At 35.1% G+C, this 21677-nt stretch carries 18 protein-coding genes and 2 tRNA genes; 8 read left to right on the top strand and 12 right to left on the bottom strand.

All coding sequences use genetic code 11. The annotated features are described in order from the left end of the window. Positions 1-22: 22 nt before the first annotated feature. Positions 23-403 carry a hypothetical protein gene (locus RBH94_RS01655; protein ID WP_188224713.1) on the top strand — a complete coding sequence of 127 codons (381 nt, stop codon included), beginning with the start codon at positions 23-25 and terminating at the stop codon, positions 401-403. Positions 404-436: 33 nt separating this feature from the next. After that, complete coding sequence (locus tag RBH94_RS01660) at positions 437-1678, top strand: DEAD/DEAH box helicase (protein WP_307882102.1); 1242 nt, start codon at positions 437-439, stop codon at positions 1676-1678. Position 1679: 1 nt separating this feature from the next. Here RBH94_RS01660 and RBH94_RS01665 read toward each other — a convergent pair whose 3' ends face one another. Then, entirely contained in the window at positions 1680-2345 is a 666-nt protein-coding gene (locus RBH94_RS01665) for a M15 family metallopeptidase (protein WP_307882103.1), read from the bottom strand. Between the two features lie 486 nt (positions 2346-2831). Between RBH94_RS01665 and RBH94_RS01670 the strand changes: the two genes are divergently transcribed. The 3 genes from RBH94_RS01670 (at position 2832) to RBH94_RS01680 (ending at position 5874) form a co-directional block, all read left to right on the top strand. Beyond that, complete coding sequence (locus RBH94_RS01670; protein WP_307882104.1) at positions 2832-3533, top strand: porin family protein; 702 nt, start codon at positions 2832-2834, stop codon at positions 3531-3533. A gap of 283 nt (positions 3534-3816) precedes the next feature. Further along, positions 3817-5127 (top strand): DUF819 domain-containing protein, encoded by a 1311-nt coding sequence (locus tag RBH94_RS01675; RefSeq protein WP_307882105.1) that lies wholly within the window; start codon positions 3817-3819, stop codon positions 5125-5127. 51 nt (positions 5128-5178) lie between these two features. After that, a complete protein-coding gene (locus RBH94_RS01680) occupies positions 5179-5874 on the top strand; it encodes a DUF4369 domain-containing protein (RefSeq protein WP_307882106.1) in 696 nt (231 codons plus the stop codon). Between the two features lie 154 nt (positions 5875-6028). Here RBH94_RS01680 and RBH94_RS01685 read toward each other — a convergent pair. The 3 genes from RBH94_RS01685 to RBH94_RS01695 all read right to left on the bottom strand — a co-directional run bounded on the left by RBH94_RS01685 (position 6029) and on the right by RBH94_RS01695 (position 6592). Continuing rightward, positions 6029-6102: transfer RNA gene (locus tag RBH94_RS01685), tRNA-Thr, on the bottom strand. An 84-nt stretch (positions 6103-6186) separates the two neighbouring features. Continuing rightward, positions 6187-6260: transfer RNA gene (locus tag RBH94_RS01690), tRNA-Thr, on the bottom strand. 62 nt (positions 6261-6322) lie between these two features. Next, entirely contained in the window at positions 6323-6592 is a 270-nt protein-coding gene (locus RBH94_RS01695; RefSeq protein ID WP_188224708.1) for a hypothetical protein, read from the bottom strand. Between the two features lie 455 nt (positions 6593-7047). Between RBH94_RS01695 and RBH94_RS01700 the strand changes: the two genes are divergently transcribed. After that, the gene (locus RBH94_RS01700) at positions 7048-7419 is read left to right on the top strand and encodes a hypothetical protein (RefSeq protein WP_188224707.1); all 372 of its coding nucleotides are present in this window, start codon (positions 7048-7050) and stop codon (positions 7417-7419) included. 38 nt (positions 7420-7457) lie between these two features. Here the strand turns inward: RBH94_RS01700 and RBH94_RS01705 are convergent, their stop codons facing one another. Genes RBH94_RS01705 through idi form a run of 3 tightly spaced genes read right to left on the bottom strand, consistent with a single transcriptional unit; the run spans position 7458 to position 9364 of the window. Beyond that, positions 7458-8426: a type I phosphomannose isomerase catalytic subunit gene (locus RBH94_RS01705; protein WP_307882107.1), complete on the bottom strand. Its 969-nt coding sequence runs from the start codon at positions 8424-8426 to the stop codon at positions 7458-7460. A gap of 3 nt (positions 8427-8429) precedes the next feature. Further along, positions 8430-8840, bottom strand: a complete 411-nt coding sequence (locus RBH94_RS01710; RefSeq protein ID WP_307882108.1) for a 6-carboxytetrahydropterin synthase — start codon at positions 8838-8840, stop codon at positions 8430-8432. Next, positions 8840-9364, bottom strand: coding sequence for an isopentenyl-diphosphate Delta-isomerase (gene idi / locus RBH94_RS01715; RefSeq protein WP_307882109.1), 525 nt, complete (start codon positions 9362-9364; stop codon positions 8840-8842). Before idi ends, RBH94_RS01710 begins: the two co-directional genes overlap by 1 nt. 207 nt (positions 9365-9571) lie before the next feature. Here idi and RBH94_RS01720 point away from each other — a divergent pair, with 207 nt between their 5' ends. Both RBH94_RS01720 and RBH94_RS01725 read left to right on the top strand, forming a co-directional pair. Further along, a complete protein-coding gene (locus RBH94_RS01720) occupies positions 9572-11158 on the top strand; it encodes a peptide chain release factor 3 (RefSeq protein WP_307882110.1) in 1587 nt (528 codons plus the stop codon). A 154-nt stretch (positions 11159-11312) separates the two neighbouring features. Beyond that, positions 11313-11582 carry a (4Fe-4S)-binding protein gene (locus RBH94_RS01725; RefSeq protein ID WP_188224698.1) on the top strand — a complete coding sequence of 90 codons (270 nt, stop codon included), beginning with the start codon at positions 11313-11315 and terminating at the stop codon, positions 11580-11582. Between the two features lie 353 nt (positions 11583-11935). Here the strand turns inward: RBH94_RS01725 and RBH94_RS01730 are convergent, their stop codons facing one another. The 5 genes from RBH94_RS01730 to rplJ form a co-directional block, all read right to left on the bottom strand. Further along, positions 11936-12253, bottom strand: a complete 318-nt coding sequence (locus RBH94_RS01730; RefSeq protein WP_307882111.1) for a DUF3467 domain-containing protein — start codon at positions 12251-12253, stop codon at positions 11936-11938. 144 nt (positions 12254-12397) lie between these two features. Then, positions 12398-16699, bottom strand: coding sequence for a DNA-directed RNA polymerase subunit beta' (rpoC, locus tag RBH94_RS01735; RefSeq protein WP_307882112.1), 4302 nt, complete (start codon positions 16697-16699; stop codon positions 12398-12400). A 74-nt stretch (positions 16700-16773) separates the two neighbouring features. Further along, the gene (gene rpoB, locus RBH94_RS01740) at positions 16774-20586 is read right to left on the bottom strand and encodes a DNA-directed RNA polymerase subunit beta (RefSeq protein WP_307882113.1); all 3813 of its coding nucleotides are present in this window, start codon (positions 20584-20586) and stop codon (positions 16774-16776) included. A 124-nt stretch (positions 20587-20710) separates the two neighbouring features. Then, on the bottom strand, positions 20711-21085 hold the full coding sequence (gene rplL, locus RBH94_RS01745; RefSeq protein ID WP_188223641.1) for a 50S ribosomal protein L7/L12: 375 nt from the start codon (positions 21083-21085) through the stop codon (positions 20711-20713). Positions 21086-21150: 65 nt separating this feature from the next. Continuing rightward, positions 21151-21672, bottom strand: coding sequence for a 50S ribosomal protein L10 (gene rplJ / locus RBH94_RS01750; protein WP_188223640.1), 522 nt, complete (start codon positions 21670-21672; stop codon positions 21151-21153). Positions 21673-21677 lie beyond the last annotated feature (5 nt).

The raw sequence follows: 21677 nt of genomic DNA on the forward strand, positions 1-21677 counted from the left end.
ATATTTTTTGTATATTTAAGATATGCGAACACTACCTAAAAAATTAAAACTACAGCATTTTAAAGACGTTTATATTCTAAATAAGCCAGAATCTTTTAGTGCCATTTTTGACGAGGTTAACTATTCAGAATCCTTAGTTACTACCTCTTGTGTAGATTGCGCCTTAGTGTTTGTAGATACTAAAGAAGAGTTTGTAAACCAAATGCTAACGTTATTTCCACGTCTGTTAGACTCCTCTATCCTTTGGGTATTTTACCCCAATGAAACGACGATTAGTGAAATTTCTAAGCTACACATTGAATTCGACTGGGATTTTCTGGGTGATTACCGATTAAAACCAACAAAACTACTTTCGGTAGATGATACCTGGAATGCCATTAAAATAAAAAAAATCCTCATTTAAAATTACCTTATCTTTGTGGCATAAAATTATACTATGTCATTTAAAGACTTACAATTAAATAAACCCATTTTAAGAGCCATTGCCGAAGCCGGTTATGACAATCCCACTTTAGTTCAGGAAAAAACCATTCCATTTGTTTTAGAAAAGAAAGATGTTATTGTATCTGCACAAACCGGAACAGGAAAAACCGCTGCTTTTGCACTTCCTATTTTGCAATCGCTTTTCGATTACCAAGATGCGCCTAAAAACGGAAAAAAAATTAAAGCTTTAATTGTAAGTCCAACCAGAGAACTGGCTGTTCAAATTCTTGAAAACTTTAAAACTTACAGCACGTATACTAATTTAAGAACCGCTGTAATTTTTGGGGGCACATCTATCGAGCCTCAAAAAGATATTTTAAATAAAGGTGTTGACATTTTAATAGCCACGCCTGGTAGGCTTTTAGATTTACACAAACAAGACATCGTTAACCTCGATTATGTCGAGACCTTAGTTTTAGATGAAGCCGATTTAATGTTAGATATGGGCTTTATTGACGATGTTAAAAAAATTGAACGTCTGTGTACAAAAGAGAAACAGATTTTATTGTTTTCAGCAACGATTCCTTATAAAGTAGAACAGTTAGCAAACACTATTTTAAAATCTCCTGAGCGTATTGAAGTCGCTCAAAATTCTTCAACCTCAAGAAACATCAATCAGGTATTATATTACGTCCCGAAACGTAATAAAATTGAATTGTGCCTGCATTTACTAAGAAACACCATAAAGGGAAGTATTATTATTTTTAGACGCACCAAATTTGGCGTTGATAAACTGGAAAAAACCTTATTAAAGAACGGTTATAAAGTAGATAGCATCCATGGTGATAAAACCCAAAACCTACGTCAAGAAGCCTTAAACAAATTTAAAAATGGCTACGTAAATATCTTAATCGCTACAGATGTTGCTGCCCGTGGTATTGATATTAATGAATTGGATGCCGTTATCAATTTTGATTTACCAAACATTCCTGAAACCTACGTACACCGTATTGGTAGAACGGCAAGAGCAGGAAAAAGCGGAACAGCATATTCTTTATGTTCGGCAGATGAAAAAACGTATATTAAAAACATTCAACAGCTTATTCAATTACAACTGGATATTGTTGAAGACCATCCATACCCCTTAGATCCAAAAGCAAAACCCATAGTTCATAAGTCAAATAAAACGGGTAGCAAACATAAAAAGGGACGTAAGAGTGAGGCTTCTAAAAAGAAAAAAAAGCGTTGGTATTAACTTACTTAACTGGAAAATCGAAATAAGTAGCTGGAAACGGCTCTTTCCTTAAGGTAAAATGCCACCATTCTTTTGGATAATTTCTGAAACCATGTTTTAACATAACCGTTTGTAATAGCTTTCGGTTAGCTTTTTGTTTTTCCGTGATATGACTGTAATTAACCCATGAAGCTTCTCCGAAAAAATCAAAATTACTACCCATATCTAAAGCTTGTCCGGTATTCCCGTCTATAATAGTTAAATCCACCGTACTCCCCTTACTATGTCCGGAGCGCGTTGCAATATATTCTTCTTTAAACAGGTGCTGTTTTGCAACGTCAGGATAAAACCTGGCTTTGTTTACGGTATCATTTAAATCTCTAGCCCAACTCATAAAATGGTTAACGGCTTGTTGTGGCCTATAACCATCAAACACCAATAGGCACAAATTTTGGCTCTGTAGTTCCTCCTGCACTTGTTTTAAAGCTAAAGCTGCTTGTTTTGTCAGGATTAATTTATTGGTTAGATAGCCTTCAACCGGCTTTCCTACAAAATTATTTGAGGAATAATATCTCAAATCTACATCTAAATCCGGAATAACCTCTTTAGCATATACAAAGCCTTCTGGCAGTTGGGCGAATGAAAATGAAATACAGAAAAGAAAAAAGAGTTTAACAAAGCAATTCATGCTTGCTAAAATAGTTAAAATACAGGGATCTCAAACTATGGTAAACAAAAAAACCGAGTTCCCTCAAACTCGGTCTTTTCTAATTTGCTTTTATATTACGATGTAGATTTAGGGTTTCCTTAATAACAACATAATGCAAATATTAATTAATTAATCCATTGAACTAAAAAGTATATTATTTAGTACACTCCAAAGATATAATTATTAAACATTACTCAACGATAAAATACATTAATATTCGACCAAATACACAAAATTTTAACATTTAAAGATTAAAATTAGTGTTTTATCGACGAAATGCACTTTTTAGAATTATAATTTCATCACTAATCAACATAGGATTAATCATAAATATTACTATAAAGTAGATAGGTTAATCGAAAAAGAAATGGTTATCGAATAAAAAAACAGTTTCAACGAATAAATTACCCATAACAATACCAAGCTAATTAATTTTAAACACAAAGCCCTGAAAACTATCAGTATATGAAACTAAAACTACCATTTATTATAATCTTTATTATATGTGCTAATACTTATGCCCAGGAATATGCATTTGGTGTAAAGGGAGGCATTAATAATAACAAAATTGGAACATTATATCAACGAGCCTACAATAATGAGCCTGCCATTAATCATCAACCAAATAAAGAATTAGGATATCAGCTAGGCGCGTATGTCACCGGCGAATTTGGAATATTCTTTGTTCAGCCTGAATTTAATTACGTTACATTCAACAATAATTACGAATTACCCCGAAGTAAAGCCCAATGGAAAACCTCTAAATTAGAAATTCCAATTTTAGCAGGCGTAAGGCTCCTAAAACCCTTACGCATATATTTTGGTCCTAGTTTTAATTTTTATAACGACACAGAACTAGAAGGTGTACAAGTTACATCTTATAGTGATGGAGGACCAGATTTAGACAAAAACACCATGAGCTTAAACTTTGGTATCATGCTAAGATATAATCGTTTTGGTATAGACTTAAGATTTGAACAAGCAACTAACACTACAGAAGAAGAATTACTAGATATTATATATAGTGATTACGGGACTAATTTGGCCGATTTAAAACCTTATCAAGCCAGTTCACTACGACTGAGTATATTTATTGATATTTTAAGAACAGACATGAAGCTCAGCGATTTATTTAGGAAAAAATATTGTGCCTGTCCTTACGATTAATAGGCTAACATAAAAAAGCATCCTAAACAGGATGCTTTTTACTTTAACTAACCAACCAAAAATATGAAGTGCAATTCTAAAAGTTTAAAGTAACCACTCAATAAACGTTTTATTAGAATGCAACTGTTTATTAGAAAACAATTACTGTGCCAAAGTAATATTTCCTTATTCCATATTTTCATTATTATTCCTTTAAGTCTGCTAACGCGTTATTATTGAGTAATTATTAAATAGATTGACATATTATTACTAATTTGCTGCCTTTTAAAAAAACAAATACATAATGCATAATTCTCCTCTATTTACAAACGATACGATTACTTTTGGATTACTCATGTTGTCTCTAGGGTTTGTATTTTACACAGAATCCAGAACTACAGGATTCTGGCCTAAATTTTACAAAATTGTTCCTGGTTTATTCATGGCTTATATGGTCCCGGCTATCTTAACATCCATCGGACTTATTGCTCCCGAATGGGAAACCGTAAACGAGGCAAATGAAGTTGTAAAACACAAGAGCAGTATTTATTTCATTACTAGTCGGTTTTTATTACCTGCCGCTCTTGTTTTAATGACGTTAAGTATAGATTTAAAAGCCGTATTCAACTTAGGTTGGCGTGCGCTTATCATGTTTTTCACAGGTACCGTTGGTATTATTATAGGTGGTCCCATTGCTATTCTATTAATATCTATTTTTTCTCCTGAAACCGTTGGTGGTGCAGGTCCCGATGCAGTGTGGCGCGGACTATCTACCCTGGCTGGAAGCTGGATTGGTGGCGGAGCAAATCAAACGGCCATGCTGGAAATTTACGGGTACAACCAAAAACTATATGGAGGTATGGTATTTGTCGATATTGTAGTTGCTAATATTTGGATGGCTGTATTACTAATAGGTATTGGTAAACGAGATAAAATAAATAAATGGCTTAAAGCCGATACCTCATCAATAGAGAATTTAAAAGAAAAGGTATCTACCTATACTGAAAGCATTACAAAGAACCCTACATTAACAGATTATATGCTCATGCTTTCTATTGCTTTTGGTACAGTAAGTATTTCGCATTTTCTTTCGGGATACATTGCTCCATTTTTTGGTAGCCTAGTTGCTACTATAGAAAATGCAACGACTCGTAATATGTTCACTTTTTTAGATTCTGAATTCTTTTGGATGATTAGTTTATCTACGGTTACAGCTATTCTTTTATCTTATACCAAAGCGAAAAATTACGAAGGTGCTGGTGCCAGTAAAATTGGTAGTATTTTCATCTATATTTTAGTAGCCTCTATCGGAATGAAGATGGATTTAAAACTTATTTTCGATAACGTAGGACTTATTGCTGTTGGATTGGTTTGGATGAGTATTCATGCCGGACTTTTAATTTTAGTTGCCAAACTTATAAAAGCACCTTATTTCTTTTTAGCGGTCGGTAGTCAGGCAAATGTAGGCGGTGCTGCCTCGGCTCCTATTGTTGCTTCGGCCTTTCATCCATCACTGGCCACTGTTGGTGTATTACTCGCTGTATTCGGCTACGCCATAGGAACCATTTCTGCTATTGTTTGTACTATTTTAATGGAATTGGCTTCTGCCACTTGATAATTACCAAATTTTATTAGCATATTTGCGACTTTAAATACAAACTAATACATGAAAAAAATTGCATTTTTAATTTTAGCATTATCTATTATTTCCTGCGGAAAGGAACAACACGATTTAACAGTAAAAACAAACATTAAAGGCTTAAAAAAAGGAACGGTTTATCTAAAAAAAATTCAAGACACAGCATTGGTAACCGTTGATTCTGTTGTAGTAAACGGAAATTCTGAACTAGAACTACATAGCACTATTGAATCTCCAGAAATGTTCTTTTTATATTTAAATAAAAATACAGCTGAAAACGAAAGAATCTCTTTTTTCGCAGATAAAGGCATTACTGAAATTAATACCACGGTTAAAAATTTTGCCGTAGATGCTAAAATTAAAGGTTCTGAACAGCAAAAGGTTTTAGAAAGCTATAACGACATGATTAGCCGACTTAACTACCAAAACCTGGATTTAATTAAGGCTAGTTTCGAGGCTAAAAAAGAAAACGATCAAGAAAAGATAGATAGTCTGGATAAAATGTCTCAAAACCTTATTAAGAGACGCTATTTGTTTACGGTTAATTTCGCTTTAAATAACAAAAACAGTGAGGTAGCCCCTTACTTAGCTTTATCTGAAATTTACAATGCTAAAATAAATTTATTAGACACGATTAATAATTCTTTATCAGAAAATGTAAAAATGTCTAAATACGGTAAAGAATTACAAAGCTTTATCGACAAAATAAAAGCTTCGGAATAAATAACACTAGACAAAAAAACAAAAAAGACATTCAGTAATCTGAATGTCTTTTTTTTGTCTAACCCTTACTATCCTACATTATGAACTAATGCGTAATAGCACCTTTATTAATAAATCCCAATAAAAAAGCCTCACATAATGTGAAGCTTTTTTGAGCCGATGGAGGGACTCGAACCCACGACCTGCTGATTACAAATCAGCTGCTCTAGCCAGCTGAGCTACATCGGCATTCTTAATACACTCAAAATAAACAAGATAAATTTGAATGCTGTTTCGTCAATAAAAAAGCTTCACATTATGTGAAGCTTTTAGAGCCGATAGAGGGACTCGAACCCACGACCTGCTGATTACAAATCAGCTGCTCTAGCCAGCTGAGCTATATCGGCGTTTTTGACGGGTGCAAATATAATCTCTTAAATTAAATCTGCAAACAATCCGTCAAAAAAAATTAACTTAATTTATTAATTTTTTCAATCAGTTCATTTCCTTTGCTTTCTAACTCATTTTTAATTGCTTTAAAATGAGCCTTTGCACTATCAACTGGCTTAGCATTTACCTTTGCAATTAACTCATCAAAAGTATCAATAGCTTCATCTACAATAGCAGAACTTTCTTTAGTATCCTTATCTGTATTAGCATACTCCCAAACATAAACTGCCTCAATAATGTCTCCTAATACATAGTTGATGTCTTTTTTAAGGTCTCTTTTATTTGCCATAATTATTTGTGTTTTATTTGCCGCAAAATTACATTAATCCTAAATAAAATCACGTATTTTTAAATTAAATAATCGATAATAAAAAAATTATACTTAAATTTACTTCGATGAACACAATTAGAATGTCATATAAGCAGATTTGTACCCGTATTTCGCAACAGTGGAGCACGGTCGCTTTTGCTATGTTAAAGTCTAAACAATCCTGTGAGCATCTTGAATACATGTAACGTATATTATACAACTATAAACAACAAAAGGTGCTTTTTACAAAAAGCACCTTTTTTATTTTAAAACAATTTATAACCATTAATTTTTTGAATCATGAAAACAATCAAATCCATTACCCAAACCGTCCAATCGTTTATTAAGTTATGTTATACAGCCAAGGCCTTATGGTTTATGCCTAGCCACTACAGACTCATACCCATATTGTTGCACACTTAAAATTTAAAATTATGAACACTAACACATATACAAACGTACCATTTATAGTAACAAAAAAAATAAGTAACGCTAACGGATTTTTATTACCAAGCACACTTTACGATACCGTAAAGGATATTGCTGCAATTCCTGTTAAAGGATTTTATTTACAGGAGGTTCCTGAATTTACAGATTACAAATTTAAAATGCATAAAAATGCTTTTGTGAAAGATAAACTTACCATACAAGCGCAATTAGTAAAACAAACGGCTAATGGCTATCTGGTAAATATTTTGGTTACAAAACCAAAAAACACCTTAAATCATCACGAAAGAGTTTGTAGTGCTTTATTTAATTTCCCGGTAGATAACGTCCAGATTAACGAAAGCAAAACAGCTTGTTAAATAAAAATCCCAAGTGCATGACTTGGGATTTTTTTTGTTTATACATACACCTCTAAAAGTGTAGCATCTTTAGCCTTTATTTCAAAATTCTTTATTGCTGCCGGAAGTAATAACGTCTCTCCTTTTTTAATGGATTCGGTAACACCATTCGCGGAAATTTCGGCATCGCCTTCAACACACATATAAATTAAAAAGGAATCTTCTTTGTTCTCCTTTTTTAAGGGTTCGGTAACTTTTAAATAACTTGTTGTAAAGTACGGGCAACTTACCATTTCATTAGACGTGTTTTCAGTCTTGCCGTAGGTTACTCTAAAATTATCAGGCATATCGAAATCAATCGCATCAATAGCCAAATCGTTATGCAATTCACGTTCATTTCCTTGATCATCAACGCGATCCCAATCATACACACGATAAGTGATATCGCTAGTTTGCTGAATTTCGGCAACCATAACGCCTGCACCAATGGCATGCACTCTACCAACTTCTATAAAATAAGTGTCTCCAGTTTGAACCTTATCAAAATTTAAAATCTTGGTTAGTGTCTTATTCTCCAGATGTTCTAAGTATTTTTCAGGAGTCATATCCTGATTAAAGCCTACTATTAAATTAGAATCTTCATCGGCCTGAAACACATACCACATTTCAGTTTTTCCAAAAGAATTATGTCTTTTAGCAGCTAACTCATCATTAGGATGCAATTGGATAGACAAATCCTGTTTAGCATCGATGAATTTTATTAATAACGGGAACTTATTTTCAAAAACCTTGTAATTCTTCTCCCCTATTAAATCCCCTTTATAGGTTTCTAATAATTCCTTTAAGGATTGTCCGGCTAAGCTTCCATTGGAAACGATAGATGTATCGCCCTCAACATCACTAATCTCCCAGCTTTCACCAATATTAGGAAGGTTAGAATCTTTATTTAATAAAGTTTTTAATTTTTGACCACCCCAGATTTTATCTTTTAAAATCGGGTTGAATTTTAATGGATACAATTGACTCATAGTTTAAGTTCCTGAATACGTTACAAAGTTTCGAGGTGTTTCATACAACGTAACCTCGAGACTTAAATCTTGATTTAATTTTGGTTTTATTTGATTGTAAATATAAACCGCTATGTTTTCTGTTGTAGGGTTTAAAGTTTTAAACGCTTCAACTTCTAAATTTAAATTTTTATGATCCAAGGGTTCTTCTACTTCTTCTCTAATGATATCTTTTAAGATTTTCATATCCATAACAAACCCTGTTTCTTCATCGATTTCTCCGGTAACACTAACTACCAAATCGTAGTTATGCCCATGATAATTAGCGTTACTACATTTGCCAAAAACCTCAAGATTCTTCTCATCGCTCCAGCCTTCCTTAAAAAGCCTGTGCGCAGCATTAAAGTGAGCCTTTCTGTTAACGGTTACTCTCATTATTTTGTCACATTAATGTGTTGATAGAATTTATCGAAAATAATTTTAAACCATTCGGTGTAAATTCCTGGTTGTTGTGCTATATCTTCCTTTACAGCTTCTAAAGACATCCATTTCCAGTCTGCCACCTCATCCGGATTAATATTAGGCTCATCGTTAAAGTACCCAACCATAATATGATCGAATTCATGCTCCGTTAATCCGTTATCAAAAGGTGCTTTATAAATAAACGACGTGGTTTCTTTAAGTTCTGCCACAAACCCCATTTCTTCCTGTAATCTGCGCTTTCCTGCTTCTATATTTGACTCTCCTTGGCGTTGGTGACTACAACAGGTGTTTGTCCACAATAAAGGAGAATGGTATTTATGAGCGGCACGCTGCTGTATCATCAGTTCTTTTTTATCGTTAAAAATAAATACAGAAAATGCGCGGTGTAATAATGCTTTTTCGTGAGCCTCCATTTTTGGCATTAATCCAATTGGCTCATCGTTTTCATTGACTAAAATGACTTGTTCTTCTTTCATAGTGTAACAAAAGTACAAAATACAATGCGCTTTACTAATGCTTTAAAACATCTTTTTTTAAAACACAATACCCTGCTTGAATACACAAGCAAGGCACTGCAAAAACATTAAATTTAGTATTTCTAATAATTTTAAGTTAAAGCTATTATTGTTATTTAATTTGCATTTATTAATAGTATCTTTGCAGCCCATTTGCAAATTATAATTATGAGTTTTCAAAAAGAGATTAACAGACGTCGTACCTTTGGTATTATTTCACATCCCGATGCCGGTAAAACAACATTAACCGAAAAATTACTTCTTTTTGGTGGTGCTATTCAAGAAGCTGGCGCGGTAAAAAGTAATAAAATCAAGAAAGGTGCTACCAGTGACTTTATGGAAATTGAGCGTCAGCGTGGTATATCGGTAGCAACTTCGGTACTTGCCTTTGAATATAATGGCACTAAAATTAATATTTTAGATACGCCTGGTCACAAAGATTTTGCCGAGGACACGTTCAGAACACTTACGGCTGTTGATAGTGTAATAGTTGTAATTGACGTTGCAAAAGGGGTTGAGGAACAAACCGAAAAACTGGTTGAAGTTTGTAGAATGCGCAACATTCCAATGATTGTGTTCATCAATAAATTAGACCGTGAAGGTAAAGATGCTTTCGACTTACTTGATGAAGTAGAACAAAAATTAGGATTAAAAGTAGTGCCTTTAAGTTTCCCTATTGGTATGGGTTACGAGTTTAAAGGTATTTATAACATCTGGGAGAAAAACGTTAATCTGTTTAGTGGTGACAGTAGAAAAAATATTGAAGAGACTATTGAGATTTCAGATTTATCGTCATCAGAACTCGATGAATTAGTTGGCGAATCGTCTGCCAATACGTTAAGAGATGAAATTGAACTTGTAGAAGGTATTTACCCTGAATTTGATAAAGACGAATATTTAAGCGGAAACCAACAGCCCGTATTCTTTGGTTCTGCATTAAATAACTTTGGTGTTCGCGAACTATTAGATTGCTTCGTTGAAATTGCTCCAAAACCAAGACCAAAACACAGTGAGGAACGTTTGGTTAATCCAGATGAAAAAAACTTCAGCGGATTTGTGTTTAAAATACATGCCAACATGGACCCTAACCACAGAGACCGTCTGGCGTTTATTAAAATTGTTTCGGGAACTTTCGAAAGAAACAAGCCGTATTTACATGTAAGGAATGGTAAGAAATTAAAGTTCTCAAGTCCTAATGCCTTCTTTGCTGAGAAAAAAGAAATTGTAGATATCTCCTACCCCGGTGATATTGTTGGATTACACGATACCGGAAACTTTAAAATTGGAGATACCCTAACCGAAGGTGAAACTATTAATTACAAAGGTATACCGAGTTTCTCTCCAGAGCACTTTAGATATATTAATAATGCCGATCCTTTAAAATCTAAACAATTATATAAAGGTATCGACCAGCTTATGGACGAAGGGGTAGCTCAGTTATTTACTTTAGAATTAAACGGACGAAAGGTAATTGGTACCGTTGGTGCTTTACAGTATGAAGTTATCCAATACCGCCTGGAGCATGAATATGGAGCCAAGTGTTCTTATGAGAATTTAAATGTACATAAAGCATGTTGGGTAGAAGCTGAAGACGAGAAAAGTGAAGAGTACAAAGAGTTTTTACGTGTAAAACAACGCTATTTAGCAAAAGACAAACACGGACAGTTAGTCTTTTTAGCAGACTCGGCGTTCTCGCTGCAAATGACACAGCAAACCTACCCGAGTATTACATTCCATTTTACCTCAGAATTTTAAATTATAACAACACAAAACTAAATTATAATAATTCATCAAATTTAATTCCGGCATATTATCGGGTATATCACACGTTAGTCAGATAAATTATACTACAACGTTATAGTTGATTAAATTTGTAACACGTTCATACCCCAAAAAATTGCTAAAACCTATGAAAACAGAAGCTAATACTTTCAGTAATTCGGAAATTACTGTGACTTATGAACCCAGCGTTTGTATCCATGCTGAAAAATGTAGAAAAGAGTTATCAGACGTTTTTAGAACCTCTATAATTCCTTGGATTGATTTAGACGCCAGCGATGCAGAACGTATCATAAAACAGGTTAATCGCTGTCCGTCTGGTGCTTTAAAATACAAACGTAAACGAAGTATCAAAAAGGCTGAAGTAAAAAAGAAGCCTGTATTAGAAACAGCAGTATAAATAAACTGCAAAAAAAGTCCCATTGAATAGTTCAATGGGACTTTTTTTATTTATGCTTGACCTGTTGGTCAAAAATTCAATGGAATTGGTGGTTATTTATAAAAACTATTTCGAGCATTTGATATAAAAAAGCGTAAACACTGTTTGCCTAAAACATCAAAACACATGATAATGTCGTAAACAAATAACATAAGATTCTGAAATAAATTCAGAATGACATGACTTATAAATTTGCTACTCACCCTTTATTAAGCCTGGCCCGTTGGCCCGAAATTCAATGGAATTGGCGGTTGCTACTTGTTACATTTCGAACAACTTTATAAGTTCCTTTTAAATTTGCTACTCATCCTTTATTAAGCCTGACCTGTTGGTCCGAAATTTAATGGGATTGGCGGTTGTTCGTAATCTTTAATTTCCCCATGCGCATTTTCAAATCGTGCTACATTCTCTCCCAGAGCTTTCAGCAAACGCTTCGCATGCTGTGGTGTTAAAATAATTCTGGATTTAACCTTGCTCTTCGGAACACCCGGCATAATATTTACAAAATCAACAACAAATTCAGATATCGAATGATTGATGATTGCCAAATTAGAATATTGCCCATCGGCAACCTTTTCATCCAATTCAATATTTATTTGTCCTTGTTTTGGTTTATCGTTTTCGTCTGCCATAATTTGATATGTTTTTAAAATTAAAAAGCCTTCGAGTATTAACTACAAGAAGGCTTTTATGTTATTTGATGCTTCGACTGTGCTCAGCATAAATTCGGCTAACAGGTTTTAGTTCCCTTCGGCTTATAAAACCTGAGTCCTCATTTAGTTATAATTTAATTCTTGCTTTACTTGCATCATTTCGTCAAACTCTTCTTTAGACCCAACGATAATGTCTTGGTATTTACGCATACCTGTACCTGCAGGAATTCTGTGTCCTACAATTACATTTTCCTTCAAGCCTTCTAAGCTATCAACTTTACCAGCCACTGCTGCTTCGTTAAGTACCTTAGTTGTCTCCTGGAACGACGCCGCTGAAATAAATGATTTCGTTTGAAGCGATGCTCTAGTAATACCTTGTAATATTGGCGTAGCAGTTGCTGGTCTAGCATCTCTAGCCGATACAAGTGCTTTATCTTCTCTTCTTAACAATGAGTTCTCATCTCTTAACTGGCGAGCAGTAACAATTTGCCCGGCTTTAAGGTTAACAGAATCTCCAGCTTCTTCAACAACTTTCAATCCGAAAATTGCATCGTTCTCCTGGATAAAGTCTGCTTTGTGAACTAACTGATCTTCTAAGAATAATGTATCACCAGAATCAATGATTCTAACTTTACGCATCATCTGTCTAACAACAACCTCGAAGTGTTTATCGTTAATCTTCACCCCTTGTAAACGGTATACCTCTTGTACCTCGTTTACTAAGTATTGTTGAACAGCTGAAGGTCCTTTAATATTTAAGATATCTTCAGGAGTTACAGAACCATCTGATAAAGGCATACCTGCTTTAACGTAATCGTTCTCTTGAACAAGAATTTGATTCGATAATTTAACTAGATATTTCTTAATCTCTCCTAATTTAGATTCAACGATAATCTCACGGTTACCACGTTTAATCTTACCAAAAGAAACCACACCATCAATCTCACTAACTACTGCTGGGTTAGAAGGGTTACGTGCTTCGAATAACTCAGTTACACGTGGTAAACCTCCAGTAATATCCCCTGCCTTAGCAGACTTACGAGGAATCTTAACTAATACCTTACCTACAGTAATCTTATCTCCGTCATTAATCATTAAGTGAGATCCTACCGGTAAGTTGTAAGAACGCATGGTTTCGCCTTTAGAATCTTCAATATGAAGTGTTGGAATTAACTTCTTATTTCTAGATTCAGAGATTACTTTCTCTTGGAAACCTGTTTGCTCATCGATTTCTACTTGATAAGTTACACCTTGTTCGATGTTTTCGTATCTCACTTTTCCAGCGAATTCCGAAATAATTACACCGTTATATGGATCCCAAGTACAAACCACATCACCTTTACTTAACTCCTGACCATTTTCGATCATTAAAGTAGATCCGTAAGGAATGTTATTAGTACTTAATGCAATACCTGTTTTCTTATCAATTAATTTAATTTCAGACGTACGAGAAATTACGATATCTACTTCGTTACCTTCTGAATCTGTACCCTTAACAGTTTTTAAGTCTTCGATTTCTGCAATACCGTCAAACTTAACTATTAATTTGTTCTCCTCTGAAATGTTACCAGCAATACCTCCTACGTGGAACGTACGAAGTGTTAACTGTGTACCCGGCTCACCAATTGATTGTGCTGCAACAACACCAACAGCTTCACCACGTTGTACCATTTTACCTGTTGCCAGATTACGACCGTAACACTTAGCACAGATACCTTGTAAAGCCTCACAACTTAATGGAGAACGTACTTCTATTTTTTCTAAAGGTGTTTCTCCAATAGCTTTTGCTATGTGGTCTTCAATTAACTCCCCAGCTCTAACTAATAACTCGTCAGTTAATGGGTTGTATACATCGTTTAATGATACACGACCAACAATACGTTCAGCTAAAGTTTCAACAACTTCATCATTTTTCTTTAATGGTTCTACTTCAACACCTCTTAATGTACCACAATCTTCTGAGTTGATAATAACATCTTGAGAAACGTCTACTAAACGACGTGTTAAGTAACCAGCATCTGCCGTTTTAAGAGCGGTATCGGCAAGACCTTTACGAGCACCGTGCGTAGAGATAAAGTATTCTAAAATTGAAAGACCTTCCTTAAAGTTAGAAAGAATCGGGTTTTCAATAATTTCTCCACCACCAGCATTCGATTTTTTAGGTTTCGCCATTAATCCACGCATACCTGTTAACTGACGAATCTGCTCTTTCGATCCACGCGCTCCAGAATCAAGCATCATGAATACCGAGTTAAACCCTTGTTGATCTTCACGAATACGCTTCATAGATAACTCGGTTAACTCTGCGTTGGTCGATGTCCAGATATCAATTACCTGGTTGTAACGCTCGTTGTTGGTAATAAGTCCCATGTTATAGTTACCTGTAATACCTTCAACTAATCCGTTAGCTTTATCAATCATACCTTGTTTTTCAGCAGGGATAATAATATCACCTAAACTGAACGACAGACCACCTTGGAATGCAAACTTAAATCCTAAAGTTCTAATCGCATCTAAGAAATCTGCGGTTTCAGGAACTGAAGTATACTTAAGAATTTGACCAATAATATCTCTTAACGATTTTTTAGTAAGTACTTGATTGATATAACCAGCGGCCTGAGGCACGTGTTGGTTAAATAATACACGACCAACAGTTGTTTCTATAATTGTTGGTGCTAACTTACCATCTTCGTTAATATCTAATGTTCTTACTTTAATACCGGCATTTAAGTCAACACGTTTTTCATTGAAAGCAATTTCTACTTCCTCTGGTGCGTAGAATGTTAAACCTTCACCTTTAATTGGCACTTCTGGAGTAGACTTACGGTGTTTAGTCATATAATAAAGACCAAGAACCATGTCTTGAGAAGGTACTGTTACCGGTGAACCGTTCGCTGGATTTAAGATATTATGAGAAGCCAACATTAACATTTGACACTCTAAAATAGCTTCTGGGCCTAATGGTAAGTGAACCGCCATCTGATCACCATCGAAATCCGCATTAAACGCCGTACACACTAATGGGTGTAATTGAATCGCCTTACCCTCGATTAACTTAGGTTGGAACGCTTGAATACCCAAACGGTGTAACGTAGGAGCACGGTTTAGCAATACTGGATGTCCTTTAAGAACGTTCTCCAAGATATCCCATACAACAGGCTCTTTTTTGTCAATAATTTTCTTAGCAGACTTAACTGTTTTTACAATACCTCTTTCAATTAATTTTCTAATTACGAAAGGCTTGTACAATTCAGCCGCCATATTTTTTGGTAAACCACACTCATAAAGTTTTAACTCAGGTCCAACAACAATTACCGAACGTGCTGAATAATCGACACGTTTACCAAGTAAGTTTTGACGGAAACGCCCTTGTTTACCTTTTAATGAATCTGATAATGATTTTAACGGTCTGTTAGAATCTGTTTTTACCGCTGATGATTTACGTGTGTTATCGAATAACGAGTCTACAGATTCCTGTAACATACGTTTTTCGTTACGTAAAATTACCTCAGGTGCTTTAATCTCAACAAGTCTCTTAAGACGGTTGTTACGAATAATTACACGACGGTATAAATCATTTAAATCTGACGTTGCGAAACGACCACCATCTAATGGCACTAACGGACGTAATTCTGGTGGAATAACAGGGATTACTTTCATAATCATCCACTCCGGACGATTCTCTCTGTTATTGTTAGACTCACGTAACGATTCTACAACCTGTAAACGTTTTAAAGCTTCAGTTTTACGTTGCTTAGACGTTTCTGTATTCGCTTTATGACGTAATTCGTATGATAATGATTCTAAATCAATTCTAGCTAATAATTCAATCAAACACTCAGCTCCCATTTTAGCTAAGAATTTGTTTGGATCAGTATCATCTAAATACTGGTTATCCTGAGGAAGGGTTTCAAGAATGCTTAAGTATTCTTCTTCCGTTAAGAAGTCCATTTTTTGTAATGGTTCACCTTCTTCATTTTTAGCGATACCTGGCTGAATTACTACATAACGTTCGTAGTAAATAATCATATCTAATTTCTTAGATGGTAACCCTAATAAATAACCTATTTTATTTGGTAACGAACGGAAATACCAAATGTGAGCGATTGGCACAACTAAGTTGATGTGTCCAACTCTATCACGACGTACTTTCTTTTCCGTTACTTCAACACCACATCGGTCACAAACGATACCTTTGTAGCGAATTCTTTTATATTTACCACAAGCACACTCGTAATCCTTTACAGGACCAAAAATACGCTCACAGAATAAACCATCTCTTTCTGGTTTATGAGTTCGATAATTGATAGTTTCAGGTTTTAAAACCTCACCTCTAGACTCTGCTAAAATAGACTCTGGTGACGCTAAACCAATTGAGATCTGGTTAAATCTCTTTACTGTATTCTTATCTTGTTTTCTTGCCATAATATATGGTGCTATCGAATTATTTGTAAACTTTTAGCATACCGCTTAAATTACTTTAAGCGGTATGCTGTATATTATTCCTCTAATCTAATGTCTAATCCTAGACCTTTCAATTCGTGCATTAATACGTTGAAAGATTCTGGTAATCCAGGATCTGGCATTGGTTCACCTTTTACGATTGCTTCGTAAGTTTTGGCTCTACCAATTACATCATCAGATTTTACAGTTAAGATCTCTCTTAAAGTACTTGATGCACCATAGGCTTCAAGTGCCCAAACCTCCATCTCACCAAAACGCTGACCACCAAACTGAGCTTTACCTCCTAATGGTTGTTGTGTAATTAATGAGTAAGGACCAATAGAACGTGCGTGCATCTTATCGTCTACCATGTGACCTAACTTAAGCATATAGATAACACCTACAGTTGCTGGCTGGTCGAAACGATCTCCAGTACCTCCATCGTAAAGGTAAGTATGACCGTATCTTGGAATACCCGCTTCGTCTGTAAGTCCATTAATCTGATCGATAGTTGCACCGTCGAAAATAGGAGTCGCGAACTTACGACCTAATTTTTGACCTGCCCAACCAAGTACTGTTTCGTATATCTGACCAATATTCATACGAGAAGGTACACCAAGTGGGTTAAGAACGATATCTACTGGCGTTCCGTCTTCTAAGAATGGCATATCTTCTTCACGAACGATACGAGCAACAATACCTTTGTTACCGTGACGTCCTGCCATCTTATCACCTACTTTAAGTTTACGTTTCTTAGCAATATAAACTTTTGCTAATTTAATAATACCTGATGGTAACTCGTCTCCTACAGAGATTGTAAACTTCTCACGTCTTAAAGATCCTTGTAAGTCGTTTTCTTTAATCTTGTAGTTGTGAATTAAATCTGCAACAAGTTGATTTGTATGGTCATCAGTGGTCCATTTACCAGACACCAAGTGTGCATAATCATCAACAGCATTTAACATTTTAAGCGTGAACTTCTTACCTTTTGGTAATACCTCTTCACCTAAATCATTATAAATACCTTGTGCAGTTTTACCATTTACGATGTTGAATAATTTCTCGATTAAAACTTCTTTTAATTCGTCGAATTTTCTATCGTAAATACCTTCTAATGCGATGATATCATCTTTATCCTGAGCACGCTTACGTTTATCTTTAACGGCTCTTGAGAATAATTTCTTATCGATAACAACACCATTTAATGATGGAGATGCTTTTAATGATGCATCTTTAACATCACCGGCTTTATCACCGAAGATTGCTCTTAATAATTTCTCTTCCGGAGTTGGGTCGCTTTCTCCTTTTGGAGTAATCTTACCAATTAAGATGTCGCCAGGCTTCACTTCAGCACCAACGCGAATCATTCCGTTTTCATCAAGATCTTTAGTTGCTTCTTCAGAAACGTTAGGAATATCGTTAGTTAACTCTTCGTTACCTAATTTCGTATCTCTAACTTCTAAAGAATACTCATCGATATGTACCGATGTAAAGATATCTTCACGAACAACTTTTTCAGAAATTACAATTGCATCCTCAAAGTTATAACCTTTCCAAGGCATGAAGGCAACCTTCATGTTTCTACCTAAAGCAAGCTCTCCTTTTTGTGTCGCATAACCTTCACATAAAACTTGACCCTTCTTTACAACATCACCTTTAACTACAATTGGTTTAAGATTGATAGAAGTTCCTTGGTTGGTTTTTCTATATTTTACTAATTGATACGTCTTAACATCACTATCGAAACTAACTTTAGCCTCATCTTCAGTACGATCGTATCTAATTTGAATCTCATTTGCATCTACATAAAGTACTTCTCCTGTTCCTTCTGCATTAATTAATACACGAGAATCTGTTGCTACCTGACGCTCTAAACCAGTTCCTACGATTGGAGACTGTGGCAATAGTAATGGTACTGCCTGACGCATCATGTTCGATCCCATCAACGCACGGTTGGCATCATCATGCTCTAAGAACGGAATTAATGAAGCCGAAATAGATGAAATCTGGTTAGGCGCAACGTCTGTATAGTGAATATTATCTGGCTCAATTACCGGGAAATCACCCTCCATACGAGCAATTACCTTATCGTGTAATATTTTACCATCATCATTTACTTTTACAGTAGCCTGTGCAATTAATTTACCTTCTTCCTCTTCTGCACTTAAGTAAATAGGATCGTTTTTAATATCTACTGTTCCATTTTGAACAGGGCGGTAAGGCGTTTCAATGAATCCCATTGAGTTTACCTTCGCGTAAACAGATAACGATGATATTAATCCAATATTTGGTCCCTCAGGCGTTTCAATCGGACATAAACGACCATAGTGTGTATAGTGAACGTCACGAACCTCGAAACCTGCTCTCTCACGTGAAAGACCTCCAGGCCCAAGAGCCGATAGACGACGCTTGTGAGTAATCTCGGCTAATGGATTGGTTTGATCCATAAACTGAGATAACTGGTTCGTACCAAAGAACGAGTTAATTACCGACGATAATGTTTTCGCATTAATCAAGTCGATTGGTGTAAACACCTCGTTATCACGAACGTTCATACGCTCACGAATAGTACGTGCCATACGGGCTAAACCAACACCAAACTGTTGAGATAATTGCTCACCTACTGTACGTACACGACGGTTAGATAAGTGATCAATATCATCAATCTCAGCTTTAGAGTTAATAAGCTCGATTAAATATTTAATAATGGTAATGATATCTTCTTTAGTAAGCACTTGCTTATCCATTTCGATATCAAGACCTAATTTTTTGTTCATTCTGTAACGACCTACTTCCCCTAAAGAGTAACGTTGGTCACTAAAGAATAATTTATCTATAATACCACGTGCTGTTTCCTCATCTGGCGGCTCAGCATTACGTAATTGTCTATAGATATGTTCAACAGCCTCTTTTTCAGAGTTTGTTGGATCTTTTTGTAATGTATTATGAATGATGGCGTAATCCCCTTGTTCTAACGCTTCTTTGTGTAACAGAATGGTTTTTACGTCTGCATCAAGAATTTCTTCTATATTGTCTTTGTCTAAAATAGTATCACGATCAAGAATAATCTCGTTACGCTCAATTGATACTACCTCTCCTGTATCCTCATCAACAAAATCCTCGTGCCATGTGTTAAGTACACGTGCTGCAAGTTTTCTTCCTTGGTATTTCTTTAATCCAGTTTTAGATACTTTAATTTCTTCTGCAAGATCGAATATCTCTAAGATATCTTTATCGCGTTCGAAACCAATAGCTCTAAATAATGTTGTTACGGGTAACTTTTTCTTTCTATCAATGTACGCATACATTACCTGGTTAATATCGGTAGCAAACTCAATCCAAGATCCTTTAAATGGAATTACTCTGGCTGAGTATAACTTGGTTCCATTAGCATGGAAAGACTGTCCGAAGAATACACCAGGTGAACGGTGTAATTGAGATACTACAACACGCTCAGCGCCATTAATTACGAAAGTACCACTAGGGGTCATGTAAGGAATTGTTCCTAAGTACACATCTTGAACAATAGTTTCGAAATCCTCGTGTTCAGGGTCTGTACAATATAACTTTAATCTGGCTTTAAGCGGAACGCTGTAAGTAAGTCCTCTTTCTATACACTCATCTATAGCGTATCTTGGTGGATCTACGAAGTAATCTAAAAATTCTAAAACAAATTGATTACGTGAATCTGTAATTGGAAAGTTTTCCATGAAGGTGTTATATAAACCTTCATCACCTCTTTCTTCCGATTTAGTTTCTAACTGGAAAAAATCCTGGAAGGATTTTATCTGAATATCCAAGAAATCCGGGTATTCTGTTCTATTGATAATAGACGAGAAATTTAATCTTTCAGCTTGTGTTGACAACATCAATGGACGGAATTATGATTAAAAAAAAATAGTTGTGGCGTATGTAAATATTATATACGCAAAATGGTTTAGGTCTTGAAGGTAACCTCCAGACCTAAACCTTTATAATTTGTAAAAGCTAAGCTTATTTAAGCTCAACCTCAGCTCCTGCTTCTTCTAAAGATGCTTTTAATGCTTCAGCTTCGTCTTTAGATACTCCTTCTTTAATGTTACTTGGAGCTCCGTCAACTAATTCTTTAGCTTCTTTTAATCCTAAACCAGTTAATTCTTTAACTAATTTTACAACTGCTAATTTAGATCCACCAGCTGCTTTTAATACAACGTCAAACTCAGTTTGAGCTTCTTCAGCGTCTCCACCAGCAGCAGGACCAGCTACAGCAACTGCAGCAGCAGCAGCAGGCTCGATACCATACTCATCTTTTAATATAGTAGCTAACTCGTTTACTTCTTTTACTGTTAAGTTAACTAATTGTTCTGCGAAATCTTTTAAATCTGCCATTTTCTATCGTTTTTAATAAATTTTAATTTTAATATAATTGTAATATAGTGCGTACTCTGCTAATACTATCCTTCTTTTTCAGATAGTGTTTTAATGATACCCGCGATTTTTCCACCACCTGACTTAAGTGCTGAAACAACGTTCTTAGCAGGCGATTGTAATAATCCTACAATCTCTCCTAATAACTCCTCTTTAGACTTGATGTCAACTAACGCGTCTAATTGGTTATCACCGATATATACCGCTTCCTCAATAAATGCTCCTTTTAATAAAGGCTTTTCAGATTTTTTACGGAAGTTTTTAATTAACTTAGCTGGCGCATTACCTGTTTCAGAATACATTACTGTAGTATTCCCTTTTAAAACTGTTGGAAGATCTTCAAATTCCTTATCTGATGCCTCCATTGCTTTTTCAAGTAATGTGTTTTTTACAACTGCCATCTTAATGTCTGCTTTAAAAGCAGCACGGCGTAAATCTGAGGTAGTACCTGCGTTTAGTCCTGAAATATCTGTAATATAGATATTTGCGTTATTGGCTAATTCTAAAGTTAACTCCTCAATTACTTGTGATTTTTCTTCTCTTGTCATAATAA

Source organism: Aestuariibaculum sp. YM273 (assembly GCF_030908365.1).
Lineage (GTDB): Bacteria > Bacteroidota > Bacteroidia > Flavobacteriales > Flavobacteriaceae > Aestuariibaculum > Aestuariibaculum marinum.